Source organism: Mycobacterium sp. 852014-50255_SCH5639931, from assembly GCF_001665605.1.
GTDB lineage: Bacteria > Actinomycetota > Actinomycetes > Mycobacteriales > Mycobacteriaceae > Mycobacterium > Mycobacterium paraffinicum.
Genome location: NZ_LZSV01000016.1, coordinates 393881 through 409673 on the forward strand (window position 1 = coordinate 393881; position 15793 = coordinate 409673).

The following is a 15793-nucleotide window of genomic DNA, read 5'->3' on the forward strand; positions in this document are numbered from 1 at the left end:
TGCGGAGAACAACTGGGATGCCGAGACGCCAGCGCCCAGCCACGGCGCGTCAAAGCCGATTTTTCCCGCCCGGCTGCTGGGTTCAACGGAGTTGCGGAGTTCGGACATGACCGGCTCAGCTGGCCGCAGCGACAACGACTCCGGAGAAGCCGCCGCGCGAGCAGTGCTGCTCGCCACCAAGCTGCACGTCCCGGCCATCGGGGCCCAGCTCGTTCACCGGGCCGCCCTGCTAGACGTACTGTCGGCGGGGCGCCACCGCAAGCTGACCCTATTGAGTGCGCCGGCGGGCTGGGGCAAGACGACAGTACTGGCGCAGTGGGCCCTGGCCGCGGGCGAGGACCAGCGGTTTGGCTGGCTGTCGCTTGATCCCGCCGACAACGACCCGGTGTGGTTTTGGATGTACGTGATCGCCGCGCTGCAGAAGGTCAGTCCCGGGGTGGGGATTCGCGCGGTCGAACTCCTCGCGATGGGCGCCGACCCAGTGCAGGTTGTACTGCCTACCCTGCTCAATGATCTCGACACGATCGCCAGCCCGATGGTGCTCATTCTGGATGACTACCACTTGGTCGTAAGTCGAGCGGTTCATGAGCAGCTGGCATTCTTCATCAGCCGGTTGCCGGCGAATCTCCACTTGGTGTTAGCCACCCGATCGGATCCTTTGCTGCCGTTAGCGCGGCTGAGGGCCAGCGGTGACCTTGCCGAGCTGCGAACCGACGATTTACGTTTCGGCGCCACTGAGGCAGACCATCTGCTGAACGACGTCCTCGGGCTGGGCTTGTCCCACGCCGATATTGAACTGCTGCACCGACGCACGGAGGGGTGGGCGGCAGGCCTCTACCTTGCCGCCCTCTCGCTTGCCGGGCGTGCCGACACCGCCGCGTTCATCAAGACGTTCGCGGGGGACAACCGTCATATCGTCGACTACCTGATGGCCGAGGTGCTCGATGGTCAACCTCCGCACCTGCGCAGCTTCTTGCTGCATACCTCGATCTTGGGACGACTCAGCGGTGCGTTGTGCGACGCGGTGCTGCAAACGTCTGGCTCGGCCTCGGTCTTGGAGGTGATCGAACGTGAAAACCTGTTTGTTGCGCCACTGGACGCGTCGCGTCACTGGTATCGCTATCACCAACTCTTCGGAGAGTTACTGCGCACCGAGTTGCGTCGCAGCGAGCCCGATCTCGTCGCCGATCTGCACCGCCGCGCCGCGACCTGGTTCGAGGCCGAGGGCCTCATCGATGAAGCGGTGCGTCACCTGGTTGCTGGCGGTGACATCGAGCGCAGTGCCGATCTGATCGCCGCGGATTGGGTCGACGAATTCAACGGGGGCGGCGTGTCGACCGTCTCCGGCTTGCTTGATCTGCTTCCCGAGGAGACCGTTCTACACGATCCGCGGCTGAGCGTAGCCCGCGCCTGGATCGCCCTGAGCGTTGGTCAACTCGATGACGCCGCCGAGTGGATCGAGGCAGTCGAAACACGAGCCGCCGCGGCCGACACCGCAGATGGCGGCGTCATCGGCGCTCAAGTCGTCGTGTTGCGCGCCGTTCACTCGTTCAAGACGGCTGACGTCGCTGCGGCGCTTGAGACGGCTCGCCAGGCGGTCACCCTCGATCTCGGCGAGGCGCCGCTGGGCCGATCCATTGCCTACTGCATCTATGGATCCGCGCTGTACTTTTCGGGCAGCACCCACGAAGCGCAAGCCGCGTTCCAGCGGGCCGTAAAGCTGGCCGAGAAGGCGGGCGATCGTCGCGCCCGCATCTATGCGCTGGGCCATCTGGCGCTGATTTCGGCCGAACGTGGCCAGCTCGCCGACGCCGAACGTCAGATCCGCCGGGCTTCCGGCAGTTCGCGGGACCTGGCGGATGCGGAACACCTCGTGGACGTGATGGTGTCGCTTGCCACGGCCGAGGTCCTCCGTATGCGCGGTGATGCGGCTGCAGCGGTGGCCGCAGCCGACATGGCCGTCATGTCGGCCCGCCAGGGTGGAGCAATCCTCGAGGTGGCCAAGACGCTGTTGGCCAGAGCGGAGATCTTCAAGCATCACGGCGACCACCAAACCGCGAAGGCGATCCTCGAAGAGGTCGGCACCCTGGTGCGCGATTGCGCGGACAATGGCATCGGCTCGACGCTGCTCGCGTCGGCCGAGCGGAGCGCGGGCGTCGCTGTGCCTTCGCGCCACGAGGGGTGCGCGGCCGGTGAGGAGCTAACCCCCAAGGAGCTCGAGGTTCTTCGCCTGCTCGCCACCCGGTTATCGCGACGTGAGATCGGTGCGCGGCTATACGTCTCGCTCAATACCGTGAAGACTCACCAGCGCGCCGTGTACCGCAAGCTCCAAGTTGAGCACCGCAGCGCGGCGGTCAGCCGAGCGCGAGAACTCGGCCTGTTGTAGTCGGCCTGCTTTTGGGCCTGGCCGGACGGTGCTGATCCTGGATCGTCGCGCCTGAGAACGCCTCGCATTAATCACCCGGGTGACCAGACGGTTGGGGTGATGACGATTCACCCCACGCGGGGGCAGCCTCATCGAAGAGCAGATGTCGGCGGGCTCATGAACATAGCCAAAGAGCACTGACCCAGCCGCCGCCAGGGAGATCGGGAAGGGAACCAGGACGTGCCTACAGGCTTCGAGGCCAAAAAGGTCGTCGCCGGCGCCGGCGATGCCGCCATGAGGCCGCGGGCCTCGGTCAACGCCGTCGATGGGAACGGCAGCGCGGTCACCGGCGGCGGGCGCGCCGAAGCCGGCACCGGCAGGCAAATCCTGCTGCGCGCATTTGTGCTTCTGGCATCGTGGGCGATCGGACTATTGGTTGCGGCCTGGATCGTTCCCAGAGTTTGGTTGTCGGTACCGGGATTCATCGTCGCCGTAGCGATCTTCGCGGTGACGCAGGCAATCCTGTCCCTGTCAATCTTGAAGTTGCCCCATGGGTATGCGTCGCTGCTGCTTGGGGGGACCGGCTTGGCATTGACGATCGTCGCGTTGATCTTCGCGTCGGTATTGACGCACGGGCTCACTATTGACGGCATGGCATCCTGGCTAGCCACGACGGTTGTGGTGTGGCTCGTGACAACGATTGGGGCAATTGCGCTGCCCGAGCTGCTCATCCGCGACGGGGACGGCTCGACGTGACCACATATACGCCTGTGCTGATGGATGTACGTCGGTGGTTCGCGTCGATTCTCCATGTCGCCCGGTCCGCGCAGTGAGCAAATGTTTTGATATCTCGTCCCACGACGGAAGGATCGGTGATGGGAGACACGCATGACGATCCGACGGATCACTCCCGGACCACGCAACCGCACGCGGGTATCGCGATGAAGGACAACTTCTTCTGGCCAGGGTTGATCCTGCTGGTCGTTGCGACGGTCGCGCTGATCAGTACGGCGGCAACCGCCGCCTACCGGCACTACGAATGGCTTGCCACCACGGTGCTCATCGCCGTTCTCGGCGCGGTCGCCGGAGCGCTGTGGCTCGTCATGGAGAATCGCCGCGTGACCCGCATCGATGCGCGGTGGGACGCCGCACACCCAGCTAGTCGGATGCTTCCGCGCACTCGCTGATCGTGTTGCCCTGCAACATATCGCGCTGCCCGCGCTGCGAAGATGTCCTGGCGCCTCACCCGGGTGAATTGCGCATCCGGATGAGGACAACTCACCCCATGCGCAGAGATAGTGGTCGTCGATCTTGCCCGCGACCGCAAACCGCATGGATCACCGTCTCGACCAACTGCGCCGCCAACGAAGGCAGTGCGAGTTCGGCAGCGACCATGCGGTGCAAGGACACACGCAGAACGGAGACAGCATGTCGCAGAATGAGGCCATCGCCATCAAGATTGATGGGCCAGGAAAGTCTCGAACGACCGCCATTGCGCCTCTCGTCGCACGGTATGGTCTGGTCATAGTCCTGGCCTGGTTCGGCGCCATGAAGTTCACTTACTATGAATCCCATGGTATTTCACATTGGGTTGCCAATAGCCCTTTCTTGAGTTGGTTCTACAGCATCATGTCCATCGATGCCTTTGGTCGATTGAACGGATCGATCGAATTGATTACTGCAGCACTGCTGGCCGTCAAGCCGTGGTTCCCAAAGGCTTCCGTGGTGGGCGGCATAGTCGCCTCGCTGTTCTTCGTGACCACGCTGAGTTTCATGATCACGACCCCCGGCACCGGCGAGGCATCTGCTGGTGGCTTTCCCGTTTTGTCCGCAGACGGGGAGTTCTTGATGAAGGACATTGCGCTCATAGGCTTGGCGCTGTGGTTGCTGGCGGACGCGATCGACGCAACCCGCAGACAGGCGGCGCTCGCTAAAACGGACTGACACGCCCGCCGATGAGGTTGCGTAGGTGCTGACGTCGGCTGCGCGCGGCATGGCGGCCATACCCGCGTTACGTCTGCTAGCGGGAACCTCACGCCGCCAACAAAACAGGAGCTGTGTTCCCTCAAAAGCGCTGCTGCGCAACGCTGAGATTGCCTCCATCATCACCCACCAGTCCGCCACGTTCGGCATCTCCGGCGACGTGAGTCTCGACTACTCCCGTGCCGAGAGGCCACCCCTGCCGAGGTGACAGCGCAGCCGTCGAACACCGAAGGCACGTGCGCACCAGCTGCAGATTCGCCGAAGCCGACGCGATCCGCACGGACCTAGCGACCCGCGCATCACTCTCACGGGCACTGCCGATGGCACCCGATGGTGGCGCCAGGACAGGTGAGAACTTCACCACATCGCCTCGATCACCCGGGTGAATAGGTGGTTGGGGTGATGACAGCTCACCTCGCCTGGCCGCAGCCTCAGTACGAACGGATCCGGGCGGGATTGTCGCCCCGCTTGTGGGGACGTCGCAGCATGGGCGTCGTATGTCTTGGCGAATGGATCCAGAAGGGCAGCGGCACAGCCGAAGCCGTCGAGGAGAACTAGAAGGGAACCTGATATGCATTTTGAGGCCAAGAAGATCGTTGTGGTCGGTGGCAGTGCCGGTATGGGGCGGCAGGTCGCGCTCGACGTCGTCGATCACGGCGGCAGCGCGGTGATTGTCGGACGCTCGAAGGACCGTGTCGATGACACCGTCGCCGAGCTGACGAGCCGGCGGGGCCAAGCCTGGGGCATCGCCGCCGAGCTGACGGACCGCGCTGCCGTCGCGGATGTGCAGCGTGCGCTGTCTGAGCAGCACGACGACGCGACACTACTGGTCAACGCCGCCGGATACTTCATCCCGAAGCCGTTTCTCGAGCTCGACGCGGTCACCTATGACTCGTATCTGGAGCTGAACTATGCCTTGTTCTTCCTGACCCAGACCGTCGTTGCGGGCATGATCGCCAACGGTGAGGGCGGTTCCATCGTCAACATCGGCGCCATGTGGGCACATCAGGCCATTGGTTTGACGCCCTCGTCTGTGTATTCGATGCAAAAAGCCGGGCTGCATGCGCTCACCCACAATCTCGCCATCGAGCTTGCCCAGCACGACATTCGCGTCAACGCGGTGGCACCTGCGGTCGTGAAGACCCCGCTTTATGAAGCGTTCATCCCGAAAGACGAGATCGACGACACCCTGCAGACATTCGCGCCGCTTCATCCGCTCGGACGAGTGGGCACCCCCGCCGACGTCGCCAACGCCGTCACCTATCTGCTCTCCGAACAAGCCAGTTGGGTCACCGGCGCGATTCTCAATGTCGATGGCGGCATCATGGCCGGCCGCAACTAACCGTTCGGGCGGCCAGGCAGGAATCGGCCCTAAATATTCTGGCGCACAGGTTGATCGGCTGCTGACCGGATGACAGGCAGTCAGCGATTAGCAAGGCCGGGCACGATCACGTGGCCGCGGTTGCCCACGCTTGATTTCCGCCGTACTTGGCGGCTGTGATGACATGGAAGGGATACGTGATTGTGAGTGAATCGCCAAGGCCGATGGGCAGTATCGAACGCAGTGCCCACGATGGACTACAGACGGTGATCACAGACAACGCCCAAGACGGTCGGTTCGAGGCCACTTTAGGCGACCAGGTGATCGGTCGGCAGCCCTACCGCCGCTACCGCGGCCACATCGTGTTGATGGCCACCGAAGTCGATACGCAATGGCGCGATCGGGGCGTCTCCTCGGCGATGATCAGTGGTGTGCTCGCACTGATCCGGCGAGCCGGACACACGGTCATTCCGCGGTGCAAGATCACGGGTGACTACATTCTGCGCCATCCTGAATACCGGGACCTGGTGGCCGACCAATATCAGGGATTGCTCCGTCCCGTGTCGCGGCCCGCTGCGCCGGCGGCTCCGGACAGCGCGGCTGGCTGATGAAAATTTTCGGGCCTCCTGCCAACGGATGAATGAGGCCTTCCGACTCGATGCATTCGAAAAGGGTGGAGATGACTGAGGCTTATGTTTTGGGGGGTGTACGAACTCCGTTCACCCGCTATGGCGGCACGCTGTCGGGTATCCGGGCCGATGACTTGCTGGGTATGACGATGAAGGGCGCCTGCGACCGGCTGGGTGTGCCACTCGATGCCGTGGAAGACATCGTGGCGGGTTGCGTGAACCCAGCTCACGAAGGCATGGGCGACGTCGCCCGGTGGGCGGCGTTGGCTGCCGGATTTCCTGACACGGTGGCCGGGGTCACCGTGAACAGATTCTGCGGATCATCACTAAGCGCGGCGGTGACCATCAGCCACGCGATCAAGGCCGGCGACCTCGGGGTGGGTATCGCCTGTGGAGTCGAGTCGATGTCGCGATCGGGGTGGGCGCTGATGAAGGGCGGCGCCGCGTTCAGTCCCCGAGGTCCGGTTCTCATGCTTGACACCATGTGGAGCGGCGCTGGCGGGCCGCCCAACCCGGTGCTGCTGGCCCGCAACGCCTACATCAGCATGATCGAGACCGCGCAGAATGTCGCCGACCGCTACTCACTGAACCGCGAGGAGATCGACGCCTTCGCAGTGCGATCCCAGCAACATGCGAAGGCGGCCCGCGATCGAGGTCGGCTAGCCAAAGAGATTATGGCTGTGATGATCCCGGCGACGAAAAAGGCGCCTGCCCGGTTGGCAGAACATGATGAGTTCATCCGCGATGACACGACCGCCGAGGTGCTGGCGGCTTTGCCGGCCCAACCCGGTACGACCCAAATGACGGCGGGGAACTCCTCGCCCTTAAGTGATGGTGCCAGTGCCGTAGTCATCGCTTCCGGGGAGCGCGCCAGCGAACTCGGCGTCGAGCCGTTGGCCCGAGTGGTGTCCAGTGCGGTCTATGGCATCGACCCCCTCATCATGGGCGTGGCACCTGCATGGGCAATCCCGGCCGCGATCCGCCGGGCAGGGCTGTCTCCCGAGCAGATCGACGTCTGGGAGGTGCACGAGGCGTTCAGCGCCCAGGCGCTCGGCGTACTGCGGGAATTGCCAAACCAGCTGGATGGTTTCCTGGTTCCCGACGACAAGCTGACACCCAATGGTGGCGCCGTTGCGATCGGACATCCTTTCGGGGCTACGGGAACTCGCTATCTGTTGACGCTGGCGACCGAATTGCGTGAGAGAGGCGCCCGTTATGGGGTGATTGGTGTCTGCATCGGCTCCGGACAGGCAGTAGCAGTTATTCTGGAAAATGTTGGCGCAGAATAGAATACGTATTGCACTGGGCAAATATCCCATGGTAGGGGTTCGCGTCGCCCACCTCATCTGACACAGGCGCCGGACAGCGCAGGAAGCCGATGTCGGAAACGATCGATCTGCCGTGCCGATTGGCTGAACAGCGACACCGACGAAATCGTACGACATCGACGAGAGCTGGACATTCAGTATGCAGCACCTCCGCAGACCCGAGTTGTGGGACGCCACCGCCCCTTGGGGCCAAGACCGCCGATCGTCTTCACCCGGGTGAATCGGTTTCGGGGGTGATGCCATCTCACCCGGCCCGGCAGCAAGCTCATAGTCGACAAAGCGTGCGGATCCTTTCCGCGCAGGCACCGGTCTCGTTGGGCTTGTATCGCCTTGACCACTTGAGTGGACGAACACCTCAGTTCGGGGTGATGCGCGTGCAGAACCACCGATCCTGGCGAATGGCAAGTAAATGCAATGAAAGGAGAGGGATCTCATGGCTGTGGGCGAGACCACGGAGGACAGTGGGCGGACGAATCATGTGTTACGACGGGTAGGAGCCGCACCACTCATCGCGCGCTACGGGCTGGTCGTCGTCATAGCGTGGTTCGGCGCAATGAAATTCACCTACTACGAATCCCACGGCGTTTCACCGTTAGTGGCCCACAGCCCGTTTTTGAGCTGGGTATATCACATCATGTCGATCAGCGCGTTCGGCCGAGTACTAGGGTCGGCCGAGTTGGTGATCGCAGCGTTGCTGGCCTTGAGGCCGTGGTATCCGAAGGCTTCGGTGATCGGCGGTGTGATGGCGACAGCGTTCTTCCTTGGCACGCTCAGTTTTATGGTCAGCACGCCCGGGATCGGTGAACCGACCGCGGGTGGCTTCCCCGTCCTGTCGGCCAATGGCGAATTCCTCATGAAAGACATCGCGCTGCTGGGCTTGGCCCTGTGGCTGCTGGCGGACTCCATCAGTGCAACTCGACAACGCCAGGCACTGTCGGTCTGATTCTTGGCCCGCGACCACGGCGGGGCACCGGCACTGGCGCCCCGCCGTTGAGAGATGAACCGACGCAGCCGCTTTACTCATCACCACAGGGAGGCGCCGAGCGATGAGCACATCAATCCCCCGCCAGTATGACCTGGTGGTCGTGGGCGCCGGCTCGGGCGGATACGTCGCCGGCATCCGCGCGGCCCAACTCGGCATGACCGTCGCGATCATCGAAGAACGCTATTGGGGCGGGGTCTGCCTCAACACCGGGTGTGTTCCGTCAAAAGCCTTGCTGCGCAACGCCGAGATCGCCTCCATCGTGACCCATCAGGCGGACGAGTTCGGCATACGTGGTGACATCCACCTCGACTACGCGCGTGCCGTGTCACGTAGCCGCGAAGTTGCCGACGCCCGAGTCCGCGGCGTCCACTTTCTGATGCGCAAAAACAAGATCACCGAAATCGACGGCCGCGGCCGCTTCAGCGGCTCACACACACTGGACGTAGAGCTACGTGACGGCGGCACGACCAGCCTCCGCTTCGACAACGCCATCATCGCCACCGGCTCACGGGTGCGGATGCTGCCCGGGGTCACCCTCAGCGACAACATCGTGACGTATGAACAGCAGATCCTCGACGCAACAATACCCGAGTCCATCGTCATCATCGGGGCCGGCGGAATCGGCATGGAATTTGCCTACATCCTCAACAGCTACGGCGTCGACATCCAAATACTCGAGTACGCCGACCGTGCACTCCCCAACGAAGACGCCGACGTGTCAAAGGAATTGACCCGCCAGTACCGACGCCGCGGCATCCCCATCCACACCAACACCCGGGTGGACTCGGTGATCGACCACGGCAACCACGTCACCGTCACCCACGATGACCGCAACGGCCACGCCACCTCAGTCGAAGCCGCCCGCGCGTTCATCTGCATCGGCTTTTGCCCCAACGTCGAAAATCTCGGCCTCGACAAGCTGGGTGTGCACCTCACGACAGGTGGGGCGATCGACATCGACGACTGCATGCGCACCTCGGCTCCCCACGTCTTCGCGATCGGCGACGTCACCGCCAAAGTTCAACTCGCCCACGTCGCCTCGGCCCAGGGAGTCATCGCAGCCGAAACCATCGCCGGCGCCCCGACCATGCCCTTGGACTACCGCATGATGCCGCGCGTGACGTTCTGTCAACCCCAAGTCGCCAGCTTCGGCTATACCGAAGACCAGGCCCGCGCCAGCGGTTACGACATACGGGTAGCCACTTTCCCCATGCAGGCCAGCGCCAAAGCACACGGACTAGGCGAGCGCGCAGGCTTCATCAAAATCATCGCCGACGCCGCGCACGGCGAGCTACTCGGAGCCCACCTCGTCGGCGCCGAAGTCAGCGAGCTACTCCCCGAACTCACCGCCGCCCAACTCTGGGACTTGACCGCGACCGAGCTGGCCCGCAATGTGCACACCCACCCCACGCTCGGCGAGGGACTACAGGAATGCTTCCACGCCCTCACGGGACACGCCATCAACCTATGACTCCGACGGCGAGGCGCGCGCTGACCACGGGCCAACTCCGCAACGCTGCACGGCCCGCCCAACACAGCACCACCTGATGCGATCCGCGAGCCAGGTTCGGGATGTCATCATCGTCGGGTCGGGCCCCGCCGGCTACACCGCGGCGATTTACACCGCGCGAGCCGGACTGGACACCCTCGTCATGGAGGGCGAGGCGCCCGGTGGTGCACTGATGGCCGCTGGGCCGGTGGACAACTACCCCGGTATTGCTCCGTCCGTGTGTGGACCCGCGCTGGCGGCTGCGATGCGCGACCAGGCACAGCGTTTCGGCGCCGAGCTTCACGCAGGCGACGTCGACCGATTCGATCTCCACGGCGACATCAAGACGATCGCCATACACGACGAACTGCACCACGCCCGCGCCCTCGTCCTCGCGATGGGCTCCATCAACCGGCCGCTCAATGTTCCCGGCGAGCGCGACCTCTTGGGCCACGGAGTTAGCACCAGCGCCAAACTCGACGGTGCGCAGTTCACCGGTTGCGCGGTCGCTGTCGTCGGCGGTGGCGACGCCGCGGCCGAAGAGGCGCTCTATCTTGCATCCCGGGCCCGCCACGTGACCCTCGTCCACCACCGCCCCCGGCTACGGGCATCGGGAATAGCCGTCGCTCGGTTGCGCGCCCATCAGAACGTCACGATCCTGACGTCCAGTGAAGTGCTGGCCGTCCACGGCAGACACCACGTCACCGGCCTCCGGGTGCGCAACACCGATAGCACTGCCGATTACGACATCGACATTGCCGCGGTGTTCGTCGCCGTCGGACAGATGCCTCGCTCGGATCGATTGAAGGGGCTTCTCGACCTCGACAGCCGCGGTCACGTCCGAACGCGCGACGAGACGACCCACACCTCGGTGGACGGCGTATTCGCCGCCGGCGACCTAATCGACCGGCGCTACCGCCAAGCGATCACCGCCGCAGCCAGCGGTTGCGCGGCTGCACTCGACGGTCTGCGCTGGATCACTAATCGCAATTTCCCACCGCCCCGCGGCCGACTTCCGGGCTGAAAGCGCGTCCCCCATGCCCCGCTCACTCAGATCTCTTCGTGAGTGACACCGGTTGTGCACGAGGATCGTTCAGCCCAATGAGGCGAGAAGCTCGCGACACGCTTCCTCGCAGCGGCGGCACACGGCGGCGCAAATGCGACAGTGCTCATGATGTGCTGAGTGCAGATCGCATTCGTCGGCGCAAGCCTTACAGGTGACCGCGCATGCCTCCAGCACCGCCCGGGTGATATTTGCATCGTATTCGGTGTGACGAGACAGTACGCGGCCGGTCGTCGCGCACATGTCGGCACAGTCGAGGTTTGTGCGAACGCATTTCGTGAGGTGAGCGACCCTTTCTTCGCTCAGGTCAGAATCCGCGCACGCCGTGCAGGCTTGAGCGCACTCTAGACAGGTCTCGATACATCGGATCAATTTGGCCCTGTCTATACGACCGAGATCCCTGGGATAAGTATCCAGCATGCTGCTAACGGTGCCCATTGAACCCTTCTCCAATCTGTTTGAAACTGACATCGTCTGTGGCATAAAGCCAACGCCGTTTAGTGGGGTGCTACGCCCATTGCAGATCGACTCCCCCTCGGTACCGGCTGATATGCGCGTGATTGCGGAGCGTTGGGAGCCGCGACCGAATCGGCCCTATTCCGTGAGCACCTCGTAGCAGGTGATCATGGGGTGGCCACCTTCGGCCACCTCGGCTAGAACTCTAGATATGGCGGCGGAATATTCTGTGGCGAGCCGTGATTCGGTCGATCCTCCGTCGTGGAACCATGCATAGAGCATGAAGTGACCGGCCTGATCGCGGTCCTCGTGAAGCCGGAACACGTAGACCTCCGGTTCGACCAGCGCCTTAGGAATGAGGTCATCGAGGAGAGAGCGCAGCAACTCGTCTCGTTTACCGGGTCGCGCTGTCGCTTCGGCGATCAGCACAACGTCACCAGTGTCATCCATTTCCATCTCTTCTTCTCGTATGCCGTGAATTCCATCGGCATAGAACGGGTGCAGCGGACGCGGCTGGGACATCGATCCATCGACATCAATCGCTTTGGTGATGCGCTGCAATCGACTCCGACATGGCGGACACGATAATCGCCGCCGGCGCATCAAACTCGAGCCCCATGCCGATCACATCCCCCATCCGTCAACAGAATGGAGATGGCACCTTTGGCTTCGAAGATCGCGAGGTGAACACGATCGGAGCTTTCGTGTCCGTGCTGTCGTAGTACAGCCTCGAGATCGGCGGTGGTCATTCCGCATCGACGCAGGCTCCGTCGGTCGACGCGGCCGTTGCGGATCAGCACTTTAAGAGGCGGATCGATAAAACGTCGAATCCCCGGAATGAAGCGCAATCTCGCAAGTACCGCGTGGGCGGCAAGAAGGCAAATGAGCGCCACGGTTGCGTTCAGCCACGAGCTATCGCTGGCAGTAGCAGCCCGACCGACGATGGCTCCGGCGGCTACCGCAGCGATCCAGTCGAACGGCGCGAATTCGGCGAGGGTGCGGCGCTCCATAAACCGGAACAGGATCGCAGCCGTGAGAAACAGGGTCGAGGTTTTGATGGCGGCATCGACGGCGCCAGGCGCGTCACCGATCAGGGCATGAAGAATGCGGTCCACGCTGCCTCCGTTCCACGGGTGAGTCGTCGACTTCGGCGGCCTGATACCGACGTCTACTTGCCGCCGGGACCGACGATGGCGACGACCTCGATCTCGACATGCTGGTTGAGTAGTGCGAGCGCTTCTACGCCCAACGCGGTCCACAACGGCGGGTTTTCGCCGAACCGCTTGCTGAACTGGTCCACCATCACCGACATATGTTCATCACCAATGGCTTCGTCGGCGGTGGGAACGTGGTAGGAGTGGACGCTCACGACGTCGCTCCAGGTGGCCCCCGCCTCGGCGAGGGTCTTTTCGACGTTGTCGAACGCCTTGACGATCTCCTTTTCCAGGGATGTGGCCGACAAGGAGAAGTCCGCCTCCCAGCCGCCTTGGCCCGAGATCTCGATGCGATCGCCGATGCGCAACGCTTGCCTGTAGTGGTTACGGGTGCGGGCGATCTCGCCGTATCCGGGTGTGTCGAAAAATTCGGGCTTGGCCATAGGGTCTTCCTCTCGTCATAGATTCCTGAGCCGGAGTTGTTGCGCCAGATATGTTGTCCGAGAAGGGCGGTCGGTCCAGGCGTTGGAGGTCACCGACTCAGATCAACGACCACTATCGGTGCGGACGGGGCGAGATGTCGTCATCCGGCTGCGCAATTCACCCGGGTGAGCGGCCGACGATGAATCGAGTCTGCGGTGCGGATTCTCGACTGGGGCGCGCTCGAGCAAGTCGCCCCCGCGGCCGATGCCCCAAATTCTTCCCGCACCGGGCGCTCAGTTCTCATTGTTTCCCGGTGTGGTTGGAGTTTCGCATCTGATGGTGGCGATCGCCGCCGCGTCCTCCGCCGCGACTTGGTTGGCGGCGCATAGCACAGCGCGCACATCGGCGGCGGGTATGACGGCGGCGCCGGAGGCGTCGGCGAAGACGTAGTCGCCGGGACGGACGGTCACCCCGGCGACCACGACGGGACGGTTCACCTCGAAGGGGGTGACGGAGTCGCCGCCCCACCGCGTTGTCTCGCCGCGGCAATAGATGGCGATGTCGAAGCGTTCGAGCTCGGCGAAGTCGCGCAGCCGCCCGTCCGCGAGAATGCCTGCGAGCCGATGGTTTCGAACCCGCGATAACTTTGTCCCACCGCCCAGTGACGCGTCCGTGCAGCCATTGCTGGCCAGGACCAGCACGCGCCCTTCGGCGCCGCCTTGGATGGCGTCGTAGAACAACCTCTTGAAGTTGTAGCGCTCGGGCGGGAGCGCGGCCCGGCACGTCGGGAAGTAGGAGATCGTCACCGCGGGGCCGAACAGCTGGCGACCGGGAGTGGGGCTCACCAGGTCGAGGAGATGACACCGATGTCGGTGCAGTCGCCCCATGGCGTCCACGATGTCGGCGGTGCGCACCCGACCAGCGAGTGCGTCGAGTGACTCCATCAGTCCGCCGGGATCGGGACACGCCAGGACTCGGCGCCGCGGAAGTCCAACCACACATCGGTGGGCGTTTGCACAAGCCGGGCCAGGACGTTTTCGCAGCAGGGGCAGCGCACCACGATGCCGGGCCCGCGGTGATAGACGTGACTCTCGGCGAAGGCCCCACTGCGACAACATTTCCCGCAGGTCAACTTCACGGCGGTGACGTCGAATCCCAGCACTTCTGCAAAGGCGCCAGCGACCGCGTTGCCGTCGACGTGCGTTGGTTCGGTCATCGCTCCTCGTTTCCTTGATTAGCTGCTCGGCCCGAACCGCTCGGTCCGGATGGCCGACGGCTGATGCCCCTGCTCGATCAGCTTCGCGGTCACCGATTCCACGAACCCCGTTGGACCGCAAACGTAGACGCGCGCAACATGGTCGGGCGCCCAATCCGTCGACACGAGGTCAGCGGCGCGGACCCGGCCGGGCGGCCGGGTTGTCCGCGGCGCGGCCACCCTGGTGTAGACCAGCGCGATCTGCAGCCAGTCACAGTTTCTCTCGAGCCGGCGCAGCTCTTGGGCGTAGTACACGTCGTCGGGACTGCGAACCGAATAGACCAACCGAAAGTCGGCGCTGCCCATCACTACCCGCTGTCGCAGCATGGCCATCAACGGCACGATTCCCGATCCGCCACCAATGAGCAGAATCCGGTCCCCCTCGTCAGGCCGCCAGACGAACCAGCCGCCGATGGGTCCTCGAAGTTCGACCTCATCGCCGGCGGTGAGCCCGGTGAGGTAGGGCGAGACTTCCCCGTCTGGAATCTGCTGCACAGTGAGCTCGATGCGCTCGCCGTCGGCTGGTCTGCTCAGTGAGTAGCTGCGTTGCGCGCTGTACCCGTCCTCGGCAGTCAGCTTGAGATCGACGTGCTGACCCGCCGAGTGGCCGCTCCAGCCCGGCACGGTCAGCCCGATCGTTTGCGCGGACCCCGTCTCGGGTTCAGAGTCCACCACGCGGGCAACCCGCCACTGCAACTTCGGTTTCACCTGAAGATCCACGGCCGCCGTCAATCGCCGGCGTAGCGTTGTTCTCGCCACGGGTCGCCGTAGCTGTGGTAGCCCAACCGCTCCCAGAATCCCGGCGTGTCACTGTCGCGCAGCTCGATGGATCTCACCCACTTCGCGGACTTCCAGAAATACAGGTGCGGCACCAAGAGCCGCGCCGGGCCGCCGTGCACCGCGCCAAGCGGTGCGCCCTGGTACGCGTAGACGATCCAGGCCTTGCCGCCGAGAAGGTCGCCCAAGGGAAGGTTGGTGGTGTAGCCGCCGTAGGAACCGACCAGTGCGAATCCGGCTGCGGTGTCGATCGATTCGAAAAGTGTGTCCAGAGAAACGCCTTCCCACTTGGTATTCAGCTTGGACCACGTGGTAACGCAGTGGATGTCCACGTTGAGACGCTCGCAGGGCAGGCGCTTGAACTTCGCCCAGGTCCACGAGTGTTCGGCGCCAAGCTCGTCGCGGATGGTGAATCGCCAGCGATCGAGATCGATCCGAGGAGTCGGCCCTGCTTGCAAGACAGGGAAGTCGTCGGTCAGATGCTGGCCGGGCGGCAGATCGGGGCCCGACTCAGCGCGACGTCCGCGAAATCCTTTGTTGACGATAGTCATTGGTGCTCCGTGTT

Annotated in this window: 19 protein-coding genes; 11 read left to right on the forward strand and 8 right to left on the reverse strand. The window is 63.5% G+C overall.

Annotation, left to right across the window (positions count from 1 at the left end; all coding sequences use genetic code 11):
- Nucleotides 1-106: 106 nt before the first annotated feature.
- The 11 genes from A5758_RS09595 to A5758_RS09640 all read left to right on the forward strand — a co-directional run bounded on the left by A5758_RS09595 (nucleotide 107) and on the right by A5758_RS09640 (nucleotide 11124).
- Nucleotides 107-2386 carry a LuxR C-terminal-related transcriptional regulator gene (locus tag A5758_RS09595; RefSeq protein WP_067739457.1) on the forward strand — a complete coding sequence of 760 codons (2280 nt, stop codon included), beginning with the start codon at nucleotides 107-109 and terminating at the stop codon, nucleotides 2384-2386.
- 219 nt (nucleotides 2387-2605) lie between these two features.
- The gene (locus A5758_RS09600; RefSeq protein WP_369816411.1) at nucleotides 2606-3121 is read left to right on the forward strand and encodes a hypothetical protein; all 516 of its coding nucleotides are present in this window, start codon (nucleotides 2606-2608) and stop codon (nucleotides 3119-3121) included.
- Nucleotides 3122-3240: 119 nt separating this feature from the next.
- The gene (gene usfY, locus A5758_RS09605; RefSeq protein WP_082939633.1) at nucleotides 3241-3552 is read left to right on the forward strand and encodes a protein UsfY; all 312 of its coding nucleotides are present in this window, start codon (nucleotides 3241-3243) and stop codon (nucleotides 3550-3552) included.
- Nucleotides 3553-3793: 241 nt separating this feature from the next.
- On the forward strand, nucleotides 3794-4309 hold the full coding sequence (locus tag A5758_RS09610) for a YkgB family protein (RefSeq protein ID WP_067203865.1): 516 nt from the start codon (nucleotides 3794-3796) through the stop codon (nucleotides 4307-4309).
- 441 nt (nucleotides 4310-4750) lie between these two features.
- Nucleotides 4751-4906, forward strand: coding sequence for a hypothetical protein (locus A5758_RS25690; RefSeq protein ID WP_156622562.1), 156 nt, complete (start codon nucleotides 4751-4753; stop codon nucleotides 4904-4906).
- Between the two features lie 13 nt (nucleotides 4907-4919).
- Nucleotides 4920-5690, forward strand: coding sequence for an SDR family NAD(P)-dependent oxidoreductase (locus A5758_RS09615; protein ID WP_067203782.1), 771 nt, complete (start codon nucleotides 4920-4922; stop codon nucleotides 5688-5690).
- Between the two features lie 245 nt (nucleotides 5691-5935).
- A complete protein-coding gene (locus tag A5758_RS09620; RefSeq protein ID WP_231987261.1) occupies nucleotides 5936-6277 on the forward strand; it encodes a GNAT family N-acetyltransferase in 342 nt (113 codons plus the stop codon).
- A gap of 71 nt (nucleotides 6278-6348) precedes the next feature.
- Nucleotides 6349-7587 (forward strand): thiolase family protein, encoded by a 1239-nt coding sequence (locus A5758_RS09625; RefSeq protein ID WP_067739461.1) that lies wholly within the window; start codon nucleotides 6349-6351, stop codon nucleotides 7585-7587.
- Nucleotides 7588-8059: 472 nt separating this feature from the next.
- Nucleotides 8060-8569, forward strand: a complete 510-nt coding sequence (locus A5758_RS09630; protein ID WP_067739355.1) for a YkgB family protein — start codon at nucleotides 8060-8062, stop codon at nucleotides 8567-8569.
- A gap of 115 nt (nucleotides 8570-8684) precedes the next feature.
- A complete protein-coding gene (gene lpdA, locus A5758_RS09635) occupies nucleotides 8685-10082 on the forward strand; it encodes a dihydrolipoyl dehydrogenase (RefSeq protein WP_231987269.1) in 1398 nt (465 codons plus the stop codon).
- A gap of 76 nt (nucleotides 10083-10158) precedes the next feature.
- Nucleotides 10159-11124 (forward strand): NAD(P)/FAD-dependent oxidoreductase, encoded by a 966-nt coding sequence (locus A5758_RS09640; RefSeq protein WP_067739361.1) that lies wholly within the window; start codon nucleotides 10159-10161, stop codon nucleotides 11122-11124.
- 69 nt (nucleotides 11125-11193) lie between these two features.
- Here A5758_RS09640 and A5758_RS26230 read toward each other — a convergent pair whose 3' ends face one another.
- From A5758_RS26230 to A5758_RS09675, 8 genes are all read right to left on the reverse strand, one after another.
- Nucleotides 11194-11601 (reverse strand): four-helix bundle copper-binding protein, encoded by a 408-nt coding sequence (locus tag A5758_RS26230; protein ID WP_082939273.1) that lies wholly within the window; start codon nucleotides 11599-11601, stop codon nucleotides 11194-11196.
- Between the two features lie 156 nt (nucleotides 11602-11757).
- On the reverse strand, nucleotides 11758-12180 hold the full coding sequence (locus A5758_RS09645; RefSeq protein ID WP_067739363.1) for a putative quinol monooxygenase: 423 nt from the start codon (nucleotides 12178-12180) through the stop codon (nucleotides 11758-11760).
- 41 nt (nucleotides 12181-12221) lie between these two features.
- Nucleotides 12222-12734: a DUF421 domain-containing protein gene (locus tag A5758_RS09650; protein WP_067203795.1), complete on the reverse strand. Its 513-nt coding sequence runs from the start codon at nucleotides 12732-12734 to the stop codon at nucleotides 12222-12224.
- Between the two features lie 53 nt (nucleotides 12735-12787).
- Entirely contained in the window at nucleotides 12788-13216 is a 429-nt protein-coding gene (locus A5758_RS09655) for a Rid family hydrolase (protein ID WP_067739366.1), read from the reverse strand.
- A gap of 273 nt (nucleotides 13217-13489) precedes the next feature.
- A complete protein-coding gene (locus A5758_RS09660; protein ID WP_067739370.1) occupies nucleotides 13490-14140 on the reverse strand; it encodes an RraA family protein in 651 nt (216 codons plus the stop codon).
- Complete coding sequence (locus A5758_RS09665; RefSeq protein WP_067739373.1) at nucleotides 14140-14412, reverse strand: DUF6510 family protein; 273 nt, start codon at nucleotides 14410-14412, stop codon at nucleotides 14140-14142. The genes A5758_RS09660 and A5758_RS09665 overlap by 1 nt, the downstream gene beginning before the upstream one ends.
- 18 nt (nucleotides 14413-14430) lie before the next feature.
- Nucleotides 14431-15171 carry a ferredoxin reductase gene (locus A5758_RS09670; protein ID WP_082939274.1) on the reverse strand — a complete coding sequence of 247 codons (741 nt, stop codon included), beginning with the start codon at nucleotides 15169-15171 and terminating at the stop codon, nucleotides 14431-14433.
- Nucleotides 15172-15179: 8 nt separating this feature from the next.
- Nucleotides 15180-15779, reverse strand: a complete 600-nt coding sequence (locus tag A5758_RS09675; RefSeq protein ID WP_067739376.1) for a sulfite oxidase-like oxidoreductase — start codon at nucleotides 15777-15779, stop codon at nucleotides 15180-15182.
- Between the last annotated feature and the right edge of the window lie 14 nt (nucleotides 15780-15793).